At 69.8% G+C, this 14,729-nt stretch carries 11 protein-coding genes; 3 read left to right on the plus strand and 8 right to left on the minus strand.

The features are described 5' to 3' along the window. Positions 1–104: 104 nt before the first annotated feature. Genes arfA through Apa02nite_RS08380 form a run of 4 tightly spaced genes read right to left on the minus strand, consistent with a single transcriptional unit; the run spans position 105 to position 4,708 of the window. Positions 105–1,628 carry an arabinosylfuranosidase ArfA gene (gene arfA / locus Apa02nite_RS08365; protein ID WP_203824547.1) on the minus strand — a complete coding sequence of 508 codons (1,524 nt, stop codon included), beginning with the start codon at positions 1,626–1,628 and terminating at the stop codon, positions 105–107. A gap of 25 nt (positions 1,629–1,653) precedes the next feature. Beyond that, positions 1,654–2,505 (minus strand): carbohydrate ABC transporter permease, encoded by an 852-nt coding sequence (locus Apa02nite_RS08370; RefSeq protein ID WP_067685577.1) that lies wholly within the window; start codon positions 2,503–2,505, stop codon positions 1,654–1,656. After that, positions 2,502–3,428 (minus strand): carbohydrate ABC transporter permease, encoded by a 927-nt coding sequence (locus Apa02nite_RS08375; protein ID WP_203824548.1) that lies wholly within the window; start codon positions 3,426–3,428, stop codon positions 2,502–2,504. The genes Apa02nite_RS08370 and Apa02nite_RS08375 overlap by 4 nt, the downstream gene beginning before the upstream one ends. Then, on the minus strand, positions 3,428–4,708 hold the full coding sequence (locus Apa02nite_RS08380; RefSeq protein ID WP_203824549.1) for an ABC transporter substrate-binding protein: 1,281 nt from the start codon (positions 4,706–4,708) through the stop codon (positions 3,428–3,430). The genes Apa02nite_RS08375 and Apa02nite_RS08380 overlap by 1 nt, the downstream gene beginning before the upstream one ends. A gap of 285 nt (positions 4,709–4,993) precedes the next feature. On the opposite strand from Apa02nite_RS08380, the gene Apa02nite_RS08385 reads away from it, so the two are divergent. Beyond that, a complete protein-coding gene (locus tag Apa02nite_RS08385) occupies positions 4,994–5,986 on the plus strand; it encodes a LacI family DNA-binding transcriptional regulator (RefSeq protein WP_239164194.1) in 993 nt (330 codons plus the stop codon). On the opposite strand, the gene ligD is transcribed toward Apa02nite_RS08385, so the two are convergent. Genes ligD through Apa02nite_RS08400 form a run of 3 tightly spaced genes read right to left on the minus strand, consistent with a single transcriptional unit; the run spans position 5,983 to position 10,488 of the window. Beyond that, positions 5,983–6,939, minus strand: coding sequence for a non-homologous end-joining DNA ligase (gene ligD / locus Apa02nite_RS08390; RefSeq protein ID WP_203824551.1), 957 nt, complete (start codon positions 6,937–6,939; stop codon positions 5,983–5,985). The two genes, Apa02nite_RS08385 and ligD, sit on opposite strands and share 4 nt — an antisense overlap. A gap of 10 nt (positions 6,940–6,949) precedes the next feature. Next, entirely contained in the window at positions 6,950–8,659 is a 1,710-nt protein-coding gene (locus tag Apa02nite_RS08395) for an acyl-CoA dehydrogenase (RefSeq protein WP_203824552.1), read from the minus strand. 20 nt (positions 8,660–8,679) lie between these two features. Then, complete coding sequence (locus Apa02nite_RS08400; RefSeq protein WP_203824553.1) at positions 8,680–10,488, minus strand: sensor domain-containing diguanylate cyclase; 1,809 nt, start codon at positions 10,486–10,488, stop codon at positions 8,680–8,682. A gap of 217 nt (positions 10,489–10,705) precedes the next feature. Here Apa02nite_RS08400 and Apa02nite_RS08405 point away from each other — a divergent pair, with 217 nt between their 5' ends. Beyond that, positions 10,706–12,427 carry an alpha/beta hydrolase gene (locus tag Apa02nite_RS08405; RefSeq protein ID WP_203824554.1) on the plus strand — a complete coding sequence of 574 codons (1,722 nt, stop codon included), beginning with the start codon at positions 10,706–10,708 and terminating at the stop codon, positions 12,425–12,427. Positions 12,428–12,472: 45 nt separating this feature from the next. Here Apa02nite_RS08405 and Apa02nite_RS08410 read toward each other — a convergent pair whose 3' ends face one another. After that, positions 12,473–13,042 carry an antibiotic biosynthesis monooxygenase gene (locus tag Apa02nite_RS08410; protein WP_203824555.1) on the minus strand — a complete coding sequence of 190 codons (570 nt, stop codon included), beginning with the start codon at positions 13,040–13,042 and terminating at the stop codon, positions 12,473–12,475. Between the two features lie 95 nt (positions 13,043–13,137). Here Apa02nite_RS08410 and Apa02nite_RS08415 point away from each other — a divergent pair, with 95 nt between their 5' ends. Then, positions 13,138–14,388 (plus strand): beta propeller repeat protein, encoded by a 1,251-nt coding sequence (locus tag Apa02nite_RS08415; protein WP_239164195.1) that lies wholly within the window; start codon positions 13,138–13,140, stop codon positions 14,386–14,388. Positions 14,389–14,729 lie beyond the last annotated feature (341 nt).

The raw sequence follows: 14,729 nt of genomic DNA on the forward strand, positions 1-14,729 counted from the left end.
GACGATCTGAACCCCGGCGGACGCACGACATCAAGCTCTTGAATTTGATCTTGATGACGACAAGGGGCGCCGGAAGGCGACCGGCGCCCCTTATCGAAATCGGACTAGCGGGACAACCGGAGGGCGGTCCAGGAGACCCTGGGGAGGGTCAGGCGGACCTCCGTGCCGGCTTCGGTGAGCGCGCCGGTCGGGATGTCCGTGGTCGGGCGGAGAGTCACCCGCTCCGGCTCGTCCCTCGTGTTGGCGGCGCGCAGGTCGTCGTCGGTCAGGGTCCAGGAGTCGGCCACCGACAGGTCCGCGCCGAACGCGGAGAGGTCGATGGTGAGTTCGACCGGGTTCTGCTGGTCGCGGTTGACGATGAAGACCGTGACGTCGCCGGTGGCCGCGTCGTGCGTGGCGACCGCGTCGATCACCGGGGCCGATCCATAACGGGCGGTCTCGTAGGTCGGGCTGTCGATCCGGGTCTCCAGCACGTCACCCTTGGCCAGGGCCGCGGTGCGGGCGAACGGGTGGAAGATGGTCTGCCGCCAGGCCGGGCCGCCGGGCTCGGTCATGATCGGGGCGATCACGTTGACCAGCTGGGCCTGGCAGGCGGCGGTGACCCGGTCGCTGTGCCGGAGCAGGGAGATCAGCAGGTTGCCGACCACCACCGCGTCGGCCACGTTGTACTGGTCCTCGATGACCCGCGGGGCCACCTCCCACTCCTTCGGGAGCGGGGCGCTCTGGAAGCGGGACAGGTACCAGACGTTCCACTCGTCGAACGACAGGTTGATCTTCTTTTTGCTCTTCAGGCGGGCGCCGACCGCGTCCGCGGTGGCCACGATGCTGTTCACGAAGTGGTCCATGTCGACCGCGCTGGCCAAGAACGAGCCGAGGTCCCCGTCGTGCTCCTCGTAGTACGCGTGGCAGGAGACGTATTCCACCACGTCGTACGCGTGCTCGAGCACCGTCGACTCCCAGGCGCCGAACGTCGGCATGGTCGAGCTGGAGCTGCCGCACGCGACCAGCTCGAGATCCGGCTCGGCGGACTTGAGCGCCCGCGCCGTGGACGCGGCGAGCAGGCCGTACTCCTCGGCGGTCTTGTGGCCGGTCTGCCAGGGGCCGTCCAGCTCGTTGCCCAGGCACCAGAGCTTGATCCCGTACGGCTTCTCCGCGCCGTTGGTGCGCCGCCGCTCGGAGAGTTCGGTGCCTTCCGGGTGGTTGATGTATTCATGAACGTCGAGCGCTTCCTGGACACCGCGGGTGCCGAGGTTGACCGCGTACATGATCTCCACGTCGGCCTTCTCGGCCCACTTGGCGAACTCGTCGATACCGACCTGGTTCGTCTCGATGCTGCGCCAGGCCAGGTCACGGCGCCGCGGGCGCTGCTCGGCCGGCCCGACGCCGTCCTCCCAGCGATAGCCGGAGACGAAGTTGCCGCCCGGGTAGCGCACCATGCTGACCCCGAGTTCGCGGGCCAGCGCCAGCACGTCGGTGCGGAAGCCGTCCTCGTCGGCGCTCGGGTGGCCCGGCTCGTAGATGCCGGTGTAGACGCAGCGGCCCATGTGCTCGACGAACGAGCCGAAGGTCCGGCGGTTGACCGGCGCCACGACGGCAGCCGGATTCAAAACGACACGCGCACGGAGCATTGTGCTGTTCCTTAAGACCGGGGGGTCACTTGACGGCGCCGATGGTCAGGCCACCGCGCCAGTAACGCTGGAGAAGGAGGAAGGCCACGATCAGCGGCAGGATGGCCACCAGGGCGCCGGTCACGATCACGTTGAACAGGGCGGAGCCGCCGTTGCCGAGGATCGCCGACATGTACCAGGTCCGCAGGCCGACCGTGAGCGGGAAGAGATGGTCGTCGCTGAGCATCACCAGCGGCAGGAAGAAGTTGTTCCACGACGCGACCATCGAGAACAGCAGCACGGTGACCAGGGCCGGGCGCATGGCCGGCAGCGCGACGCTGCGGAACACCCGGAACTCACCGGCGCCGTCGATCCGGGCCGCCTCGAGCATCTCGTCCGGCACCGACTCGTGGGTGTAGACCCGGAGCAGGTAGACGCCGAACGGGTTGAGCAGCGACGGCAGGATCACCGCCCAGATCGAGTCGACCAGGCCGGCCTGCGACATCAACAGGTAGGTGGGCAGCACCAGCGCCGTCGCCGGGACCATGATCAAACCCAAGAGCAGAGCAAACAATGTGGTACGACCGGGAAAGCGCAGTTTGGCGAACGCGTATCCGGCGAGCGCGGAGACCACCGTGGCGCCGACCCCGCTGACCACCGCGTAGAGCAGTGAGTTGCGCAGCCAGATCAGGTAGATCCCGTTCTCCTGGGTGAACACCGTCTCCAGGTTGCCGGCCAGGTGGAAGTCGGCGAACCAGAGCGGCGCCGACTGGAACAGCCCGTCGTTGTCCTTCGTCGCGGCGACCAGCAGCCACCAGAACGGCAGCAGGAAGTACACCGCCATCAGGCCCATCACGACGTTCGGGAAGATCCCGGCGCGCTCCTTGGTGCTCGTCACAGCGCGCTCCGTTTCCTGGTCGCGAAGAGGAAGAGGTACGACCCGACGAAGACCACCGCGCCGAGCAGGAACGAGATCGCGGCCGAGTAGTTGTACTGCTGGAACGAGAACGCCTGGTGGTACGCGTAGACGTTCGGCGTGTAGTGCTGGGTGATCGAGCCGGGGTTGAGCGGCTGCAGGATCAGCGGTTCGGTGAAGAACTGCAACGTCCCCAGGATGGTGAACAGGGTCGCCAGGATGAGCGCCGATCCGATCATCGGCGTCTTGATCCGCAGGGCGAGCTGCACCGGGCCGGCGCCGTCGATCCGGGCCGACTCGTAGACCTCCCGGGGCAGGCCCTGCAGCGCCGCGTACAGCACGATCATGTTGTAACCGGCCCACTGCCAGGTCACCACGTTGCCGAGCGACGCCAGCACCCACGAGCTGGACAGGAAGTCGATGTGCAGCAAGCTGAACGGGCCGGTCTCCTGGCCGTAGAGGAAGCCCCACATCAGGGTGCCGATCACCACGGGTACGGCGTACGGCACGAACGCGGCGAGCCGGAAGACCCGGGAGAAGCGCGACGTGGCGTGGTCGATCAGCAGCGCCGCGAGCAACGCCAGCCCGATCATCACGGGCGTCTGCACCAGCCCGAACACCAGCACCCGGCCGACACCCTGGCGGACCAGCGGGTCCTGGAACGCCTGCTTGTAGTTGTCGAACCAGGCGAAGTGCTCACCCTCGATCAGGGTGGAGCGGTAGAGGCTGAGCTTGAGCGCGTACGCCATCGGCAGCAGCAGGAACGCGACGAGCAGCACCGCGAACGGGAGCACGAAGAGCCAGCCGGTGACGGCCTCCCGCGATCTGCCGAACAGCGGCGGTCGCGGGGAGGGCACCGCGGCCGCCGGAGCGACGGCCGCGGAATCGATCTGCACCTCGGTCATTACTTGACCTTGAAGCCCTGCTGCGTGGCGTACTGGGTGATGTTGGCCTGCGCGGTGTCCAGCGCCGCGGTCCACGAGGTCTTCTTCTCGATGGCCTGGTTCAGCCCGGTGGTGATCTGGTTGAAGTTGTAGCTGTTGAACGGGCTCCAGGAGAACGGGGCGATCGCCTTGTAGGCCGGCACGAACACGTCGTTGACGGTCTGGCCGCCGAAGAAGTCGTACTTCTTCTTGAGGAACGCGTCCGACTCGAGCACCGGCGTCGCGGTCGGGAACAGGTACGCCTGGTCGATGCCGATCTTCCAGGCCTCGGCGTTGTTCGCGCCGAAGATCTCCTTGGCGACCGTGGTGGCGGCCTCCGGGTTCTTCGACTGGTCGGTCACCGCGAACGACGAGCCGCCCCAGTCACCCTGCGCGTTCGCGCCGGCGGTCCACTGCGGCAGCGGCGCGGCCCGCCATTTGCCGGCCGTCGTCTTGGCCACGCTCTGCAGGTACCCCGGGCCCCAGCCGGCGGCCAGGTAGGTCACGTACTTGCCGGAGCCGAGCCCGTTGTAGAAGTCGGTGGTGCCGTACGCCTTGGTGTCGGCCAGGCCGGAGCCGACCATGCCCTCCCAGTACGACATGACCTGCTTGGTCGGCGCGTCGTTGACGCTGACCCCGATCTCCGCCGGGTTCGCCGTGTCATAGGTGTACGGCTTGGCGCCGGCCTGCCAGCTCAGCCCGGTCAGGAAGCCGCCGTCGTTCGCGCCGAAGTCGGTCATGAACGACTTGCCGGCGGTGGCCGCCTTCAGCTTCTCGGCCTGGACCTTGTACTCGTCCCAGGTCTTCGGGATGGTCAGGTCGTACTTGGAGAACAGGTCCTCGCGGTAGAGCATCGCCATCGGGCCGGAGTCGACCGGGATGGCGTAGACCTTGTCGCCGTTGCTGACCTGCTTCCAGGCCCAGTCGACGTAGCTGCCCTTGAGGTCGTTGGCGCCGTACTTGCCCATGTCGACCAGGTGCTTGGTGAGCTGGTAGGTGGGCAGTTCCTGGAATTCGAGCATCACCACGTCCGGCGCGCCCTTGCCGGCCTTGAGCGCGGTCTGCAGCTTGGTGTACTCGTCCTGGCCGGCGCCGGCGTTCGTCCACTCGATCTTGATGTCGGTGTGTGTGGAGTTGAACAGGTCGACGACCGGCTGGAAGGACGGGTACCACGCCCAGACCTTCACGGTCACCGGTCCGGACGCCTTGTCGGTGCCGGCGTCGGATCCACCGCTGCAGGCGGCGACGGTCAGCGCGGTCACAGCCGCGACGGCCGCTATCACCGAGCGTCGTACACTAAAGTTTCTGACGTTCACTGGGTCCTCACAGGGTTTTCAGTTGATCAGGTCAGAAGAGCCGGCCTCCGGTGCTGGCACACCGGGGGTCGGCCGAACCAGCTCTTCACTGCGTCTCAGGCATTGTTGCTACGCTTTTGCAGCGCTGCAAAACAGCATGCACGGACGTCCAATCGACGGCAAGGGGTAACCTGCCGGAAACTTGGCGCGGTCGGAGGGGGCACATTGCGTCGAGAAGTCACGCTACGTGACGTGGCGGAGCTGGCTGGGGTTTCCAGCCGCACCGTCTCCAACGTGGTCAACGGGTATGCCAACGTCACCGAGCGGACCCGCACCCGGGTGCAGCGTGCGGTGGATGAGCTCGGCTATCGGCCGAACGTGCTGGCGCGCAACCTGGCACAGGGACGATCAGGACAGATCGCACTGGTCGTGCCGTATCTGGACACGCCGTACTTCGCCGAGTTGCTGCAGAGCGTGATCCGCGCGGCCCGGCAGCGCGGCTATAACGTTTTGATCGACCAGACCGACGGCGACGCCGAGCACGAGCGCGCGTTCATCGCGCACGGCTCCCAGCGGCTGCTCTTCGACGGGATCATCTTCAGCCCGCTCGGCCTCGATCAGAAGGCGCTCGCCGACCACGACCGGAACCTGCCGCTGGTGGTCCTCGGCGAACGCAGCAGCGACGGCACGTTCGACCACGTCGGCATCGACGACGTGGCCGCGTCCCGGGAGGCCACCGAGCACCTGCTCGGCCTCGGCCGGCGCCGGCTCGCGGCGATCGGCGACCAGCCGTACGCCACCGGCGAGGCGGCCCAGCTGCGCACCCAGGGGTTCCGCGAAGCCCACGAGGCACGCGGGCTGACCGCCCAGGAAGATCTGATCATCAGTACGCCCCGGTTCAACCGCAGGGACGGCGCCCAGGCGATGGCCACCCTGCTGGACCGGGCGGAGCCGCCGGACGCCGTCTTCTGCTACTCCGACCTGGTCGCCCTCGGCGCGATACACACCCTGGTCGGCCGGGGCCTGCGGGTGCCGGAGGACGTGGCCGTGATCGGGTACGACGACATCGAGGACGGCGCGTACTCGAACCCGTCGGTGAGCACCGTGTCACCGGACAAGGAGATGATCGCGACCAGCGCTGTCGAACGCCTGCTGCTGCGGATCGCCAGCCCCACGCCGCCGCCGGCCGTCGAGATCCGCGCACCGCACCAGCTGATCATCCGGCAGAGCACCGGGGGCGCTTAGGCCTTCGGTTCCGCGGGGGTCTCCAGGCCGGCCTGCTCGTCGCGGGTGGCCCAGTCCAGCAGCGTGTCCAGCGAGTGGTGCACGTCGTCGATGGTGGCGTGCAGGTCACCGAGCTCGGCGAACCGGGCCGGCACGGTCCGGACGGTGAACTCCTGCGGCCGCACCCCGGCGATCTCGTCCCAGGTGATCGGGGTGGAGACGGTCGCCGTGGGCACCCCGCGCACCGAGTACGCGCTGGCGATCGTGTGGTCGCGGGCGTTCTGGTTGTAGTCGATGAACAGCGCCTTCGGGTCCCGGTCCTTGCGCCACCAGGTGGTGGTGACGTCGTCCGGCAGCCGGCGCTCGACCTCGCGGGCGAAGGCCAGCGCGGCCCGGCGCACGTCGGCGAACTCCCAGCGCGGCTCGATCCGGACGTAGACGTGCAGGCCACGGCCGCCGGAGGTCTTCGGGAAACCGGTCATACCCAGCTCGTCGAGCACCTCGCGGACCACCGGGGCGACCCGGCGCACGGTGTCGAACGGGCAGTCCGGCATCGGGTCCAGGTCGATCCGCCACTCGTCCGGGCGCTCGGTGTCCGCCCGCCGGGAGTTCCACGGGTGGAACTCCACGGTGGACATCTGGACCGCCCAGATCACGTCGGCCGGCTTCGTCACGCAGAGCTCGTCGGCGTGCCGGTGGTAGCGCGGGAACGTCACCCGGACCGTCTCCAGCCACGGTGGCGCGCCGTTCGGCACCCGCTTCTGGTGCACCTTGTCCCCGGCCAGGCCGTCCGGGAAGCGGTGCAGCATGCACGGGCGCTCACGCAGCGCGCGGACGATCCCGTCACTCACCGCGAGGTAGTACTCCGCGAGGTCGAGCTTGGTCAGCCCGAGCTCCGGGAAGTAGATCCGGTCCGGGTTGGAGACGCGGACCTCGTGGTCGCCGGCCTGGACGGTGGTGGCTTTCGCTGCCATGGAAGAAAATCTAGCCCAACCAGGCGTCCTCGAGGTCGAGAAGCAGGGTGTCACCCGAGTCGAGCAGGTCCAGCAGCGGGCCGATCCGGGGCAGCTCGTGGGTGACGAAGTACGTCGCGGCCAGGCGTTTGCCGGCGTAGAAGTCGCCCGCCTTGTCCCCCGCCGCGTCCGCCTGCTCCAGCCACATCCAGGCGATCACCAGGTGACCGGCGGCGTCCAAGTAGGCCGTCGCGTTGACCAGCGCCTTCGCCGGGTCGCCGGCCGCCCAGAGCTTCGCCGTGGTCGCCGCGAGCCGGTCGCAGGCGGCCAGCACCGGCGCGCCCAGCTCACTCTTCTGCGCGGTCGCCCGGATCCGGTCCAGCAGCAGCGCGAGACCCGCGCCACCACCCTGGGTGACCTTGCGGCCGAGCAGGTCGAGCGCCTGGATGCCGTCGGTGCCCTCGTGGATCGAGTTGAGCCGGTTGTCCCGGTAGAACTGCTCGACCGGGTACTCCCGGGTGTAGCCGTAGCCGCCGTGGATCTGGATCGCGTGATCGTCGGCGAGCCGGCACCACTGCGAGGGCCAGGCCTTCACGATCGGCGTCAGGGTGTCGAGCAGCAGGTCGTTCTCCGGTGACGGCTGGTCCAGAAGGTTCGCCGCATACAGCACAAGAGCGAGACCCCCTTCGACGTACGACTTGCTGGCGAGCAGCATCCGTCGTACGTCAGGGTGGTCGACGATCGGGACCGGCGGCGCAGCCGGATCTTTCGCAGCCACCGGGCGCCCCTGCTGCCGCTCCCGAGCGTAAGCGAGGGCGTGCAGATAGCCGGTGTAACCGAGAGCGACCGCGCCCGACCCCACCCCGATCCGCGCCTCGTTCATCATGTGGAACATGTACTGCAGGCCGCGGCCCTCCTCGCCGACCAGCTCGGCGGCGGCGTCCTCGAACGCCAGCACCGCGTTGGTGGTGCCCCGGTAGCCCATCTTGTGGTTCAGCCCGGCCAGCGTGACGCCGTTGCGCTCGCCGGTCGCCAGGTCCCGCTTCGGGACGATGAACAGCGACAGGCCCTTCACCCCGGCCGGCGCTCCGGCGACCCGGGCCAGCACCAGGTGGATGATGTTCTCGCTCAGCTCGTGGTCCCCGCCGGAGATCCACATCTTGCCGCCGGTGACCCGGTACGAGCCGTCCGACTGCCGGGTGGCCCGGGTGGTCACGTCGCTGAGCGACGACCCGGCCTGCGGCTCGGAGAGGCACATCGTGCCGGTGAACCGGCCCTCCAGCATCGGGTGCACGAACCGGCGGATCTGCTCGTCGGTGCCGTGCGCCAGCAGCAGGTGCGCGTTCCCGCCGGTCAGCATCGCGTACGCCGAGGTGGCCGTGTTCGCCGCCTGGAACCAGAGGAAACAGGCCCGCTGCACGGCGTGCGGCAGCTGCAGCCCGCCGTGCTCGGCGTCCATCGTCGCGCCGAGCAGGCCGGACTCGGCGAACACCCGCAGCGCGTGCGCCACCTCCGGGATGATCTCCACCCGGGTGCCGTCGAAGGTCGGCTCGTTCAGGTCGTTCTTACGGTTGTGCGGGGCGAAATCGCGCTCGGCGATCTGCTGCGACACGTCCAGGAACGCGTCGAACGTCTCCCGCGAATGCTCGGCGAACCGCTCCCGGGCGGTCAGTTTCTCCACGTCGAGCCACTCGTAGAGCAGGAAGTCGAGGTCTCGCCGGGACAGCACGGTGGAATTCATGCACCCAGTGTGCACTAACTTCAGTCCCGGGCGCGGTGCCTGCCGGTGGTCTCCACCACCCGCTGTGCCGGCGCCCGCGACGCCCGGCTGCCGCCGGCCCGCTTGATCTCGTACATCGCGTGGTCCGCGGCGCGCAGCGCGGCATCCGGGTCCTCGGCCGGCGTGGCCAGGTGCACACCGACGCTGGCGCCGATGACGATGTGCTGTCCGGCGATCCGGAACGGCATCTCCACCACGTGCCGGACCCGGTTGGACATCGCCGCCACGTCGTCCGGGCCCAGCACGCCCGGCATCAGCACCACGAACTCGTCGCCACCGACCCGGGCCAGCACGTCGCCGGCCCGGATGCAGCCGCTCAGCCGGTCGGCCACCTGACGCAGCAACTCGTCGCCGGCCTCGTGCCCGTGCGTGTCGTTCACCGGCTTGAACCCGTCCAGGTCGACGAAGAGCACGGCCACCGGGTCGCGGCGCAGCGACGAGCTGAGCGCGTCCTGCATCCGGCGCCGGTTCGGCAGCCCGGTCAGCGGGTCGTGCTGGGCCTCGTGCGCCAGCCGCTCCTGGAACGCCCGGTTCTCCGAGATGTCCCGGGCGTTGATCACCACGCCGGTCAGGGCCGGGTTGGTCATCTGGTTGGACGCGGTGAAGTCGAACCAGCGGTAGTGCCCGGTCGACGCCTTCACCCGGCACTGCAGGCGCAGCACCCCGGTCGGGTCGGTGACCAGCACCTCCAGGCGCTCCCGCATGGTCGGCTGGTCGTCCGGGTGCACCAGGTCGAAGACGCTGTGCCCGGCGAGCTCGCCGGCCTCGAAGCCCAGGATCGCCGCCGAACTCGGACTCGTGAAGATCATCCGCCCGTCCCGGTCGATCACCGTGACGATGTCCGGCGCGTGCTGGAACAGCGCCGAGAACCGCTCGTCGGCGCGCCGCCGCTGGATCTGGGTGCGGTAGCCGAGCACCGAGATGCCGACCACGCCGATCAGCAGCATGGCGAGCAGCGTGATGTTCACCGTCTGGCTGCGGCTGTGCACCGCGCCGTCGAACGACGACTTGGTCTGGCTCCGCACGTACGAGTACCCGCTCGGCAGCCCGGCCACCACGATCGCGATCATGTCGGTGGTGCCCGCCTTGTACTGCAGGAACCGGGTCCCGGTGCCACCCAGCTGCGGCACGATCGCCGCGTCCACCATGCCACCGACCAGGTCGGGCACGCTGCTCGCGGCCACCATCCCGGTGCTGTCCACCACGTCGGTGCGGTGGTTCTCGCTGGACAGCTGCACGGTGTACTTCTGCAGCGAGGTGGTGGCGACCTGGTTCAGGCCGATCAGGAAGCCGGCCGGTGCGCCGCCGACCACGATCGGCACGGCCACCGCGGCGAGCGCGATGCTGTCCACCACCATCACGCCGGAGAACCCGATCTGGGCGCCCGCGGCCAGCTGCTTGCGCATCGGGATCCAGGCCGCGTTGTCCTCGGACGGCAGACCCGTCGACCGGCTGCTGTTGAGCACGCCGCCGTCCAGGTCGGTCATGATCATGCCGTACTGGAAGGTCGAGCTCTTGGCGGCGGCCGTGATCAGCAGGGTCCGGTCGGCCTCGGCGCCGGCCGCCAGCGTCAGCGGGTGTTCCGCCAGCACCTGGACCAGCTCCTGCGCCGAGAGCAGCTGCAACTGCCCGGTCAGGGTGGCGTTGTTGGTGCCCAGTTCGGTGCTGTCGGCACGATGCACGGCGTCGGCCGCGTTCAACGCCGAGCGGTTGACCACGATGGCGATGCCACCGGCGGCCAGCAGCAGGAGCGTGCTGATCACCACGGCGATCCAGTTCCGGACCCGCATCAAGCCTCCTTCCCTCACCGGACGTCATGGGCAGGGGACAGCCCGCCTTCACCGGATGTGATCGGCAGCCGGGAGCCCGGATGAATGAACCAGCGAATAAAACCCCCCGAAAACGGGGCGGCGCACCGGCCCATCGACCCCCGATGATGGAGGGGTAGCCGCACCCGTACGCCGAGCGATGTGACCCGACGACCCCCGTCGACGATCGGAGCACCGCATGCGCAAAGAGGTCATCGCACCTCCGCCGGACAGGTTCGCGCCGCTGCGTGCCCGTGTCCCCCGCCCCCGGCGCCCCTCCGGTCTGCCGCCCCCGGACGAGCGGCACCGGCCCCGGATCATGCGGGCCGCCCTCAGCCTCACCGGCGCCGGCCTCGCGGCCTTCTTCTACTGCCTCGCGTTCACCCCGTCGCTGCTCCCCCGGGTCGGTTACCTCCAGGGCCTGGTCGCCGGGATCACGGCCGCCATGGGGTACGCCCTGGGCACCGCGATCGGCGCGCTGATCCGCCTCCGGTTCCGGTTCTCGCCCCGGGCCGTACGGATCTGGTGGCGGGTCCTCGGCCTGCTGCTCACCCCGATGATCGCCACCTGCCTCTGGCTCGGTGTCCGCTGGCAACGGGAGTTACGGCTGCGACTCGGGATGCCACCGGCACAGGAGTACGACATCGTCCGCACGGTCGGGGCCAGCCTGCTCACCTTCGGGGTGCTCCTGCTGATCGCGCGCACCCTGCGACTCGCCACGCACGGTTGCGCCCAGGTGTTCCGGCTGATCGTCCCGGACCGGGCGGCGTACTGCGCGGGCACCGTGGTGGTGGCCGTGCTCAGCTACACGGCGTTCGACGGGCTGCTGGTCGCGCACCTGTTCGCGGTCGCCGACCGGTCCGCCGCCGTGATCAACAACGGCACCGGGAACGGCATCACGGTCCCGGTCTCGTCGCTGCGCTCCGGCGGGCCGCACTCGCTGGTGCCGTGGGACACCCTGGGCCGGCAGGGCCGGGCGTTCGTGGCCAGCGTCCCCAGCGCCGAGCAGCTCGCCGCGTTCGCCGGGCACCCGGCCACCGAGCCGATCCGGATCTACGCCGGGCTGGCCTCGGCGGACACCATGACCGCACGGGCCGAGCTGGTGGTCCGCGAGATGGACCGGACCGGCGCGTTCCGGCGCAGCGTGGTCGCGGTGTTCACCCCGACCGGCACCGGCTGGGTGGACAACCGGGTGACCCAGTCCCTGGAGTACATGTACGCCGGGGACACCGCGCTGGTCTCCATGCAGTATTCGTACCTGCCGAGCTGGATCGCCTTCTGGGGTGACCGGTCCGAGGTGGTGGACGCGGCATCAGCCCTGATCACCGCGGTGCGCGAGCGATGGGCGGAGCTGCCCGCCGACCATCGGCCCAAGCTGTTGCTGTTCGGCGAGAGCCTCGGGACGTACGGCATGGAAGCCACCTTCGGCAGTGCCGCCGCGCTGGTCGCCGGCGCGGACGGGGTGCTGATGGAGGGGCCGACCTTCGCCAACCCGGTCCACCAGCAGCTCACCCTGGAGCGGGCGGCCGGCTCACCGGTCTGGGACCCGGTCTACCCCGGCCTGCCGGTGGACTTCGCCGACACCGCGAGTGAGCTGCGCGACCGCCCCGGGATCCGGCCCCGGGTGGTCTACCTGCAGAACTCGTCCGACCCGATCGTCTGGTGGAGCTGGGACCTGCTGTGGAAACGACCGGCCTGGCTGCGTGGGGAGCGTGGGCCGGACGTGACACCGGCCATGCACTGGTTCCCCGGGGTGACGTTCTGGCAGACCACGTGTGACCTGCTCTTCGCGAACAAGGCGCCGACCGGGCACGGGCACGTCTACAAGTCGGCGACGGTGGACGGGTGGGCGGCGGTCGCCCCGCCACCGGGGTGGACCACCGCCGACACGGTCCGGCTGCGTGCCCAGCTGGGCGGTTAGCGCTGTTATCGCTGGTTGTCAGAGCTGGTTATTCGGCGCTGGCTGTCAGCGCTTCAGCCATGGTTGCAGCGCTCGGGTGACCCTGGGCAGCACCAGGTAGGTCATGATCGGGGTCAGTACCAGCGTGCTGATCAGCGTGCGCAGCACCAGGTTCAGGTCGACCAGGTGCGGGGCGAGCAGCCAGCCGGAGAGCAGGCTGACCGGGAAGAAGCCGAGCCAGATGGTGACCGCCTGCTTCCAGCGGGACGGCGGCTTCGGCGCCTCCGGGAGGCCCTCGTCGGCCGGGAGCTCGCGGGGCGGGTCGAACCAGCCCTCGATGCCGGTCCGCTTCTCCACCCGGGTGTGCTCGACGAACCCCTCGGCCGAGGAGAGCCACCACTGCCGTTCCGGTGACTCCTCCCAGCCGTGCAACGCTCCGGCGTCGGCGAAGCGGTACAGCATGTGCCACTCGGTGGAGCCGAGCTCGGGGCGGACCCAGCCGGTGCCGAGGAAACCGGGGAAGGCCTCGGCGAGCGACGCACCGGCCCGGACCCACGCGGCCATCTCCGCGGCCCGCGACGGGTCGGCCCGCCGGGTGATGGCGACGGTCACGGCGAGCTGCGGCGGAGACTTCATGTCCCACATTGTGGTAAGTCCTTGTTTCGGGCGCGTGGCATCCCACAGATCAGTGCTGTGCCACACAGTTCGCCGGCGCGGTAAGTTCTGCGAGCATGACGATCAAACGAAGGTTGTCGATAGCCGTGCTCGCCGTCGCGACGCTCGCCGCCACGAGTGGCTTCACGCGGCCCGCTTTGTCGCACGCCGCCACGCCGCCAGGCGCCGCCGCGTTGCCGGCCGATCCCGCCACCCTCGCCGCCGATCCTGCCGCCCTGTCGGCCAGCCCGGCCGCCCCAGCGGCCCATCCTGCCGCGCTATCCGATTTTTCGGATTTGTCGGATAAATCGGCTGCGCCGCACGCTCCGGCCTGGCGGCTCACCGACACCGGGAGCACCGTACGGTTCCGCGGTCTGGCCCCGGTCAGTGCCTCGGTGGCCTGGGTCGCGGGCAGTGCCGGCACCATCCTGCGCACCGTCGACGGCGGCCGCAGATGGTCCTCGGTCGGCCCGGCCGATGCCGCTGAGCTGCAGTTCCGCGACATCGAGGCGTTCGACGCCCGGCACGCGGTCGCGCTGACCATCGGCACCGGCACCGACTCCCGGATCTACACCACCGCGGACGGCGGCCGCACCTGGAACCGCACGTTCCAGAACGACGACGCCGCCGCCTTCTACGACTGCATCACGTTCCTGGACCGGCGGCACGGCCTCGCCCTCTCCGACCCGGTAGACGGAAAGTTCCGGATCCTCGCCACCAGCGACGGCGGCCGCTCCTGGACGGTACGCCCGCCCACCGGCATGCCGGCCGCCCTGGACGGCGAGTTCGCGTTCGCCGCCAGCGGCACCTGCCTGGTCTCCAGCGGCGGACGCGCCTTCTTCGCCACCGGCGGCGGCGCCACCGCCCGCGTCTTCAGCTCCGCCGACCGCGGCCGCACCTGGACCGCGACCGGCACCCCGATCCCGAGCGGCCCCAGCGCCGGCATCTACGGCCTGGCCTTCCGCGACCCGCACCACGGCCTCGCGGTCGGCGGCGACTACACCACCCCGGCCTCGGCCCCGTCCGGAGCCGCCGTCACCCGCAACGGCCGCACCTGGTCGGCCGCCACGTCCCCGCCCGGCGAATACCGCTCCGGCGTGGCCTGGTCCACCCTCGCTCTCGCTCCCAGCACCGCCCTCGGCTCGGGCACCAGCCATTCCGTCTCCGCCATCGCCGTCGGCCCGACCGGCAGTGACCTCTCCACGGACGGCGGCCTCACCTGGCACCGCTTCGACACCGGCAGCTTCGACGCGGTCGCCTGTGTCACCCACGCGTGCTGGGCCTCCGGCGAGCAGGGCCGAGTAGCCCGCCTCACCTACACCCGCTGACCCACTCCCCCGGCCGTCAAGAAGCGCCGCCGCTCCTTCGCCACCCTCTTACTGCCCGTGCCGCCGCTCAAGGTCGGCTGGTGGCAGCGGTCGGCTCGCCAGGCGAGGGGGCGGCGGGTCAGGGCCGCTGCCGCCACCCACGGCACCCGTTTCGTCCAGCACCAACCCAGACGGTACGCCGGCGCAGGCCCCGGCCGCCCCCACCATTCCCACCCACCCGGCTCCCCACGCCGCCGGCCCGAAGGTCACCACGGCCCAGGATCCGCCGAGCGCTTCCAGCTGGTCCTGGTGGCCCTTACGACGCACTCATAACGGCCACCAGCACCAGCCGGCACCCCCAT

Source organism: Actinoplanes palleronii (assembly GCF_016862315.1).
GTDB lineage: Bacteria > Actinomycetota > Actinomycetes > Mycobacteriales > Micromonosporaceae > Actinoplanes > Actinoplanes palleronii.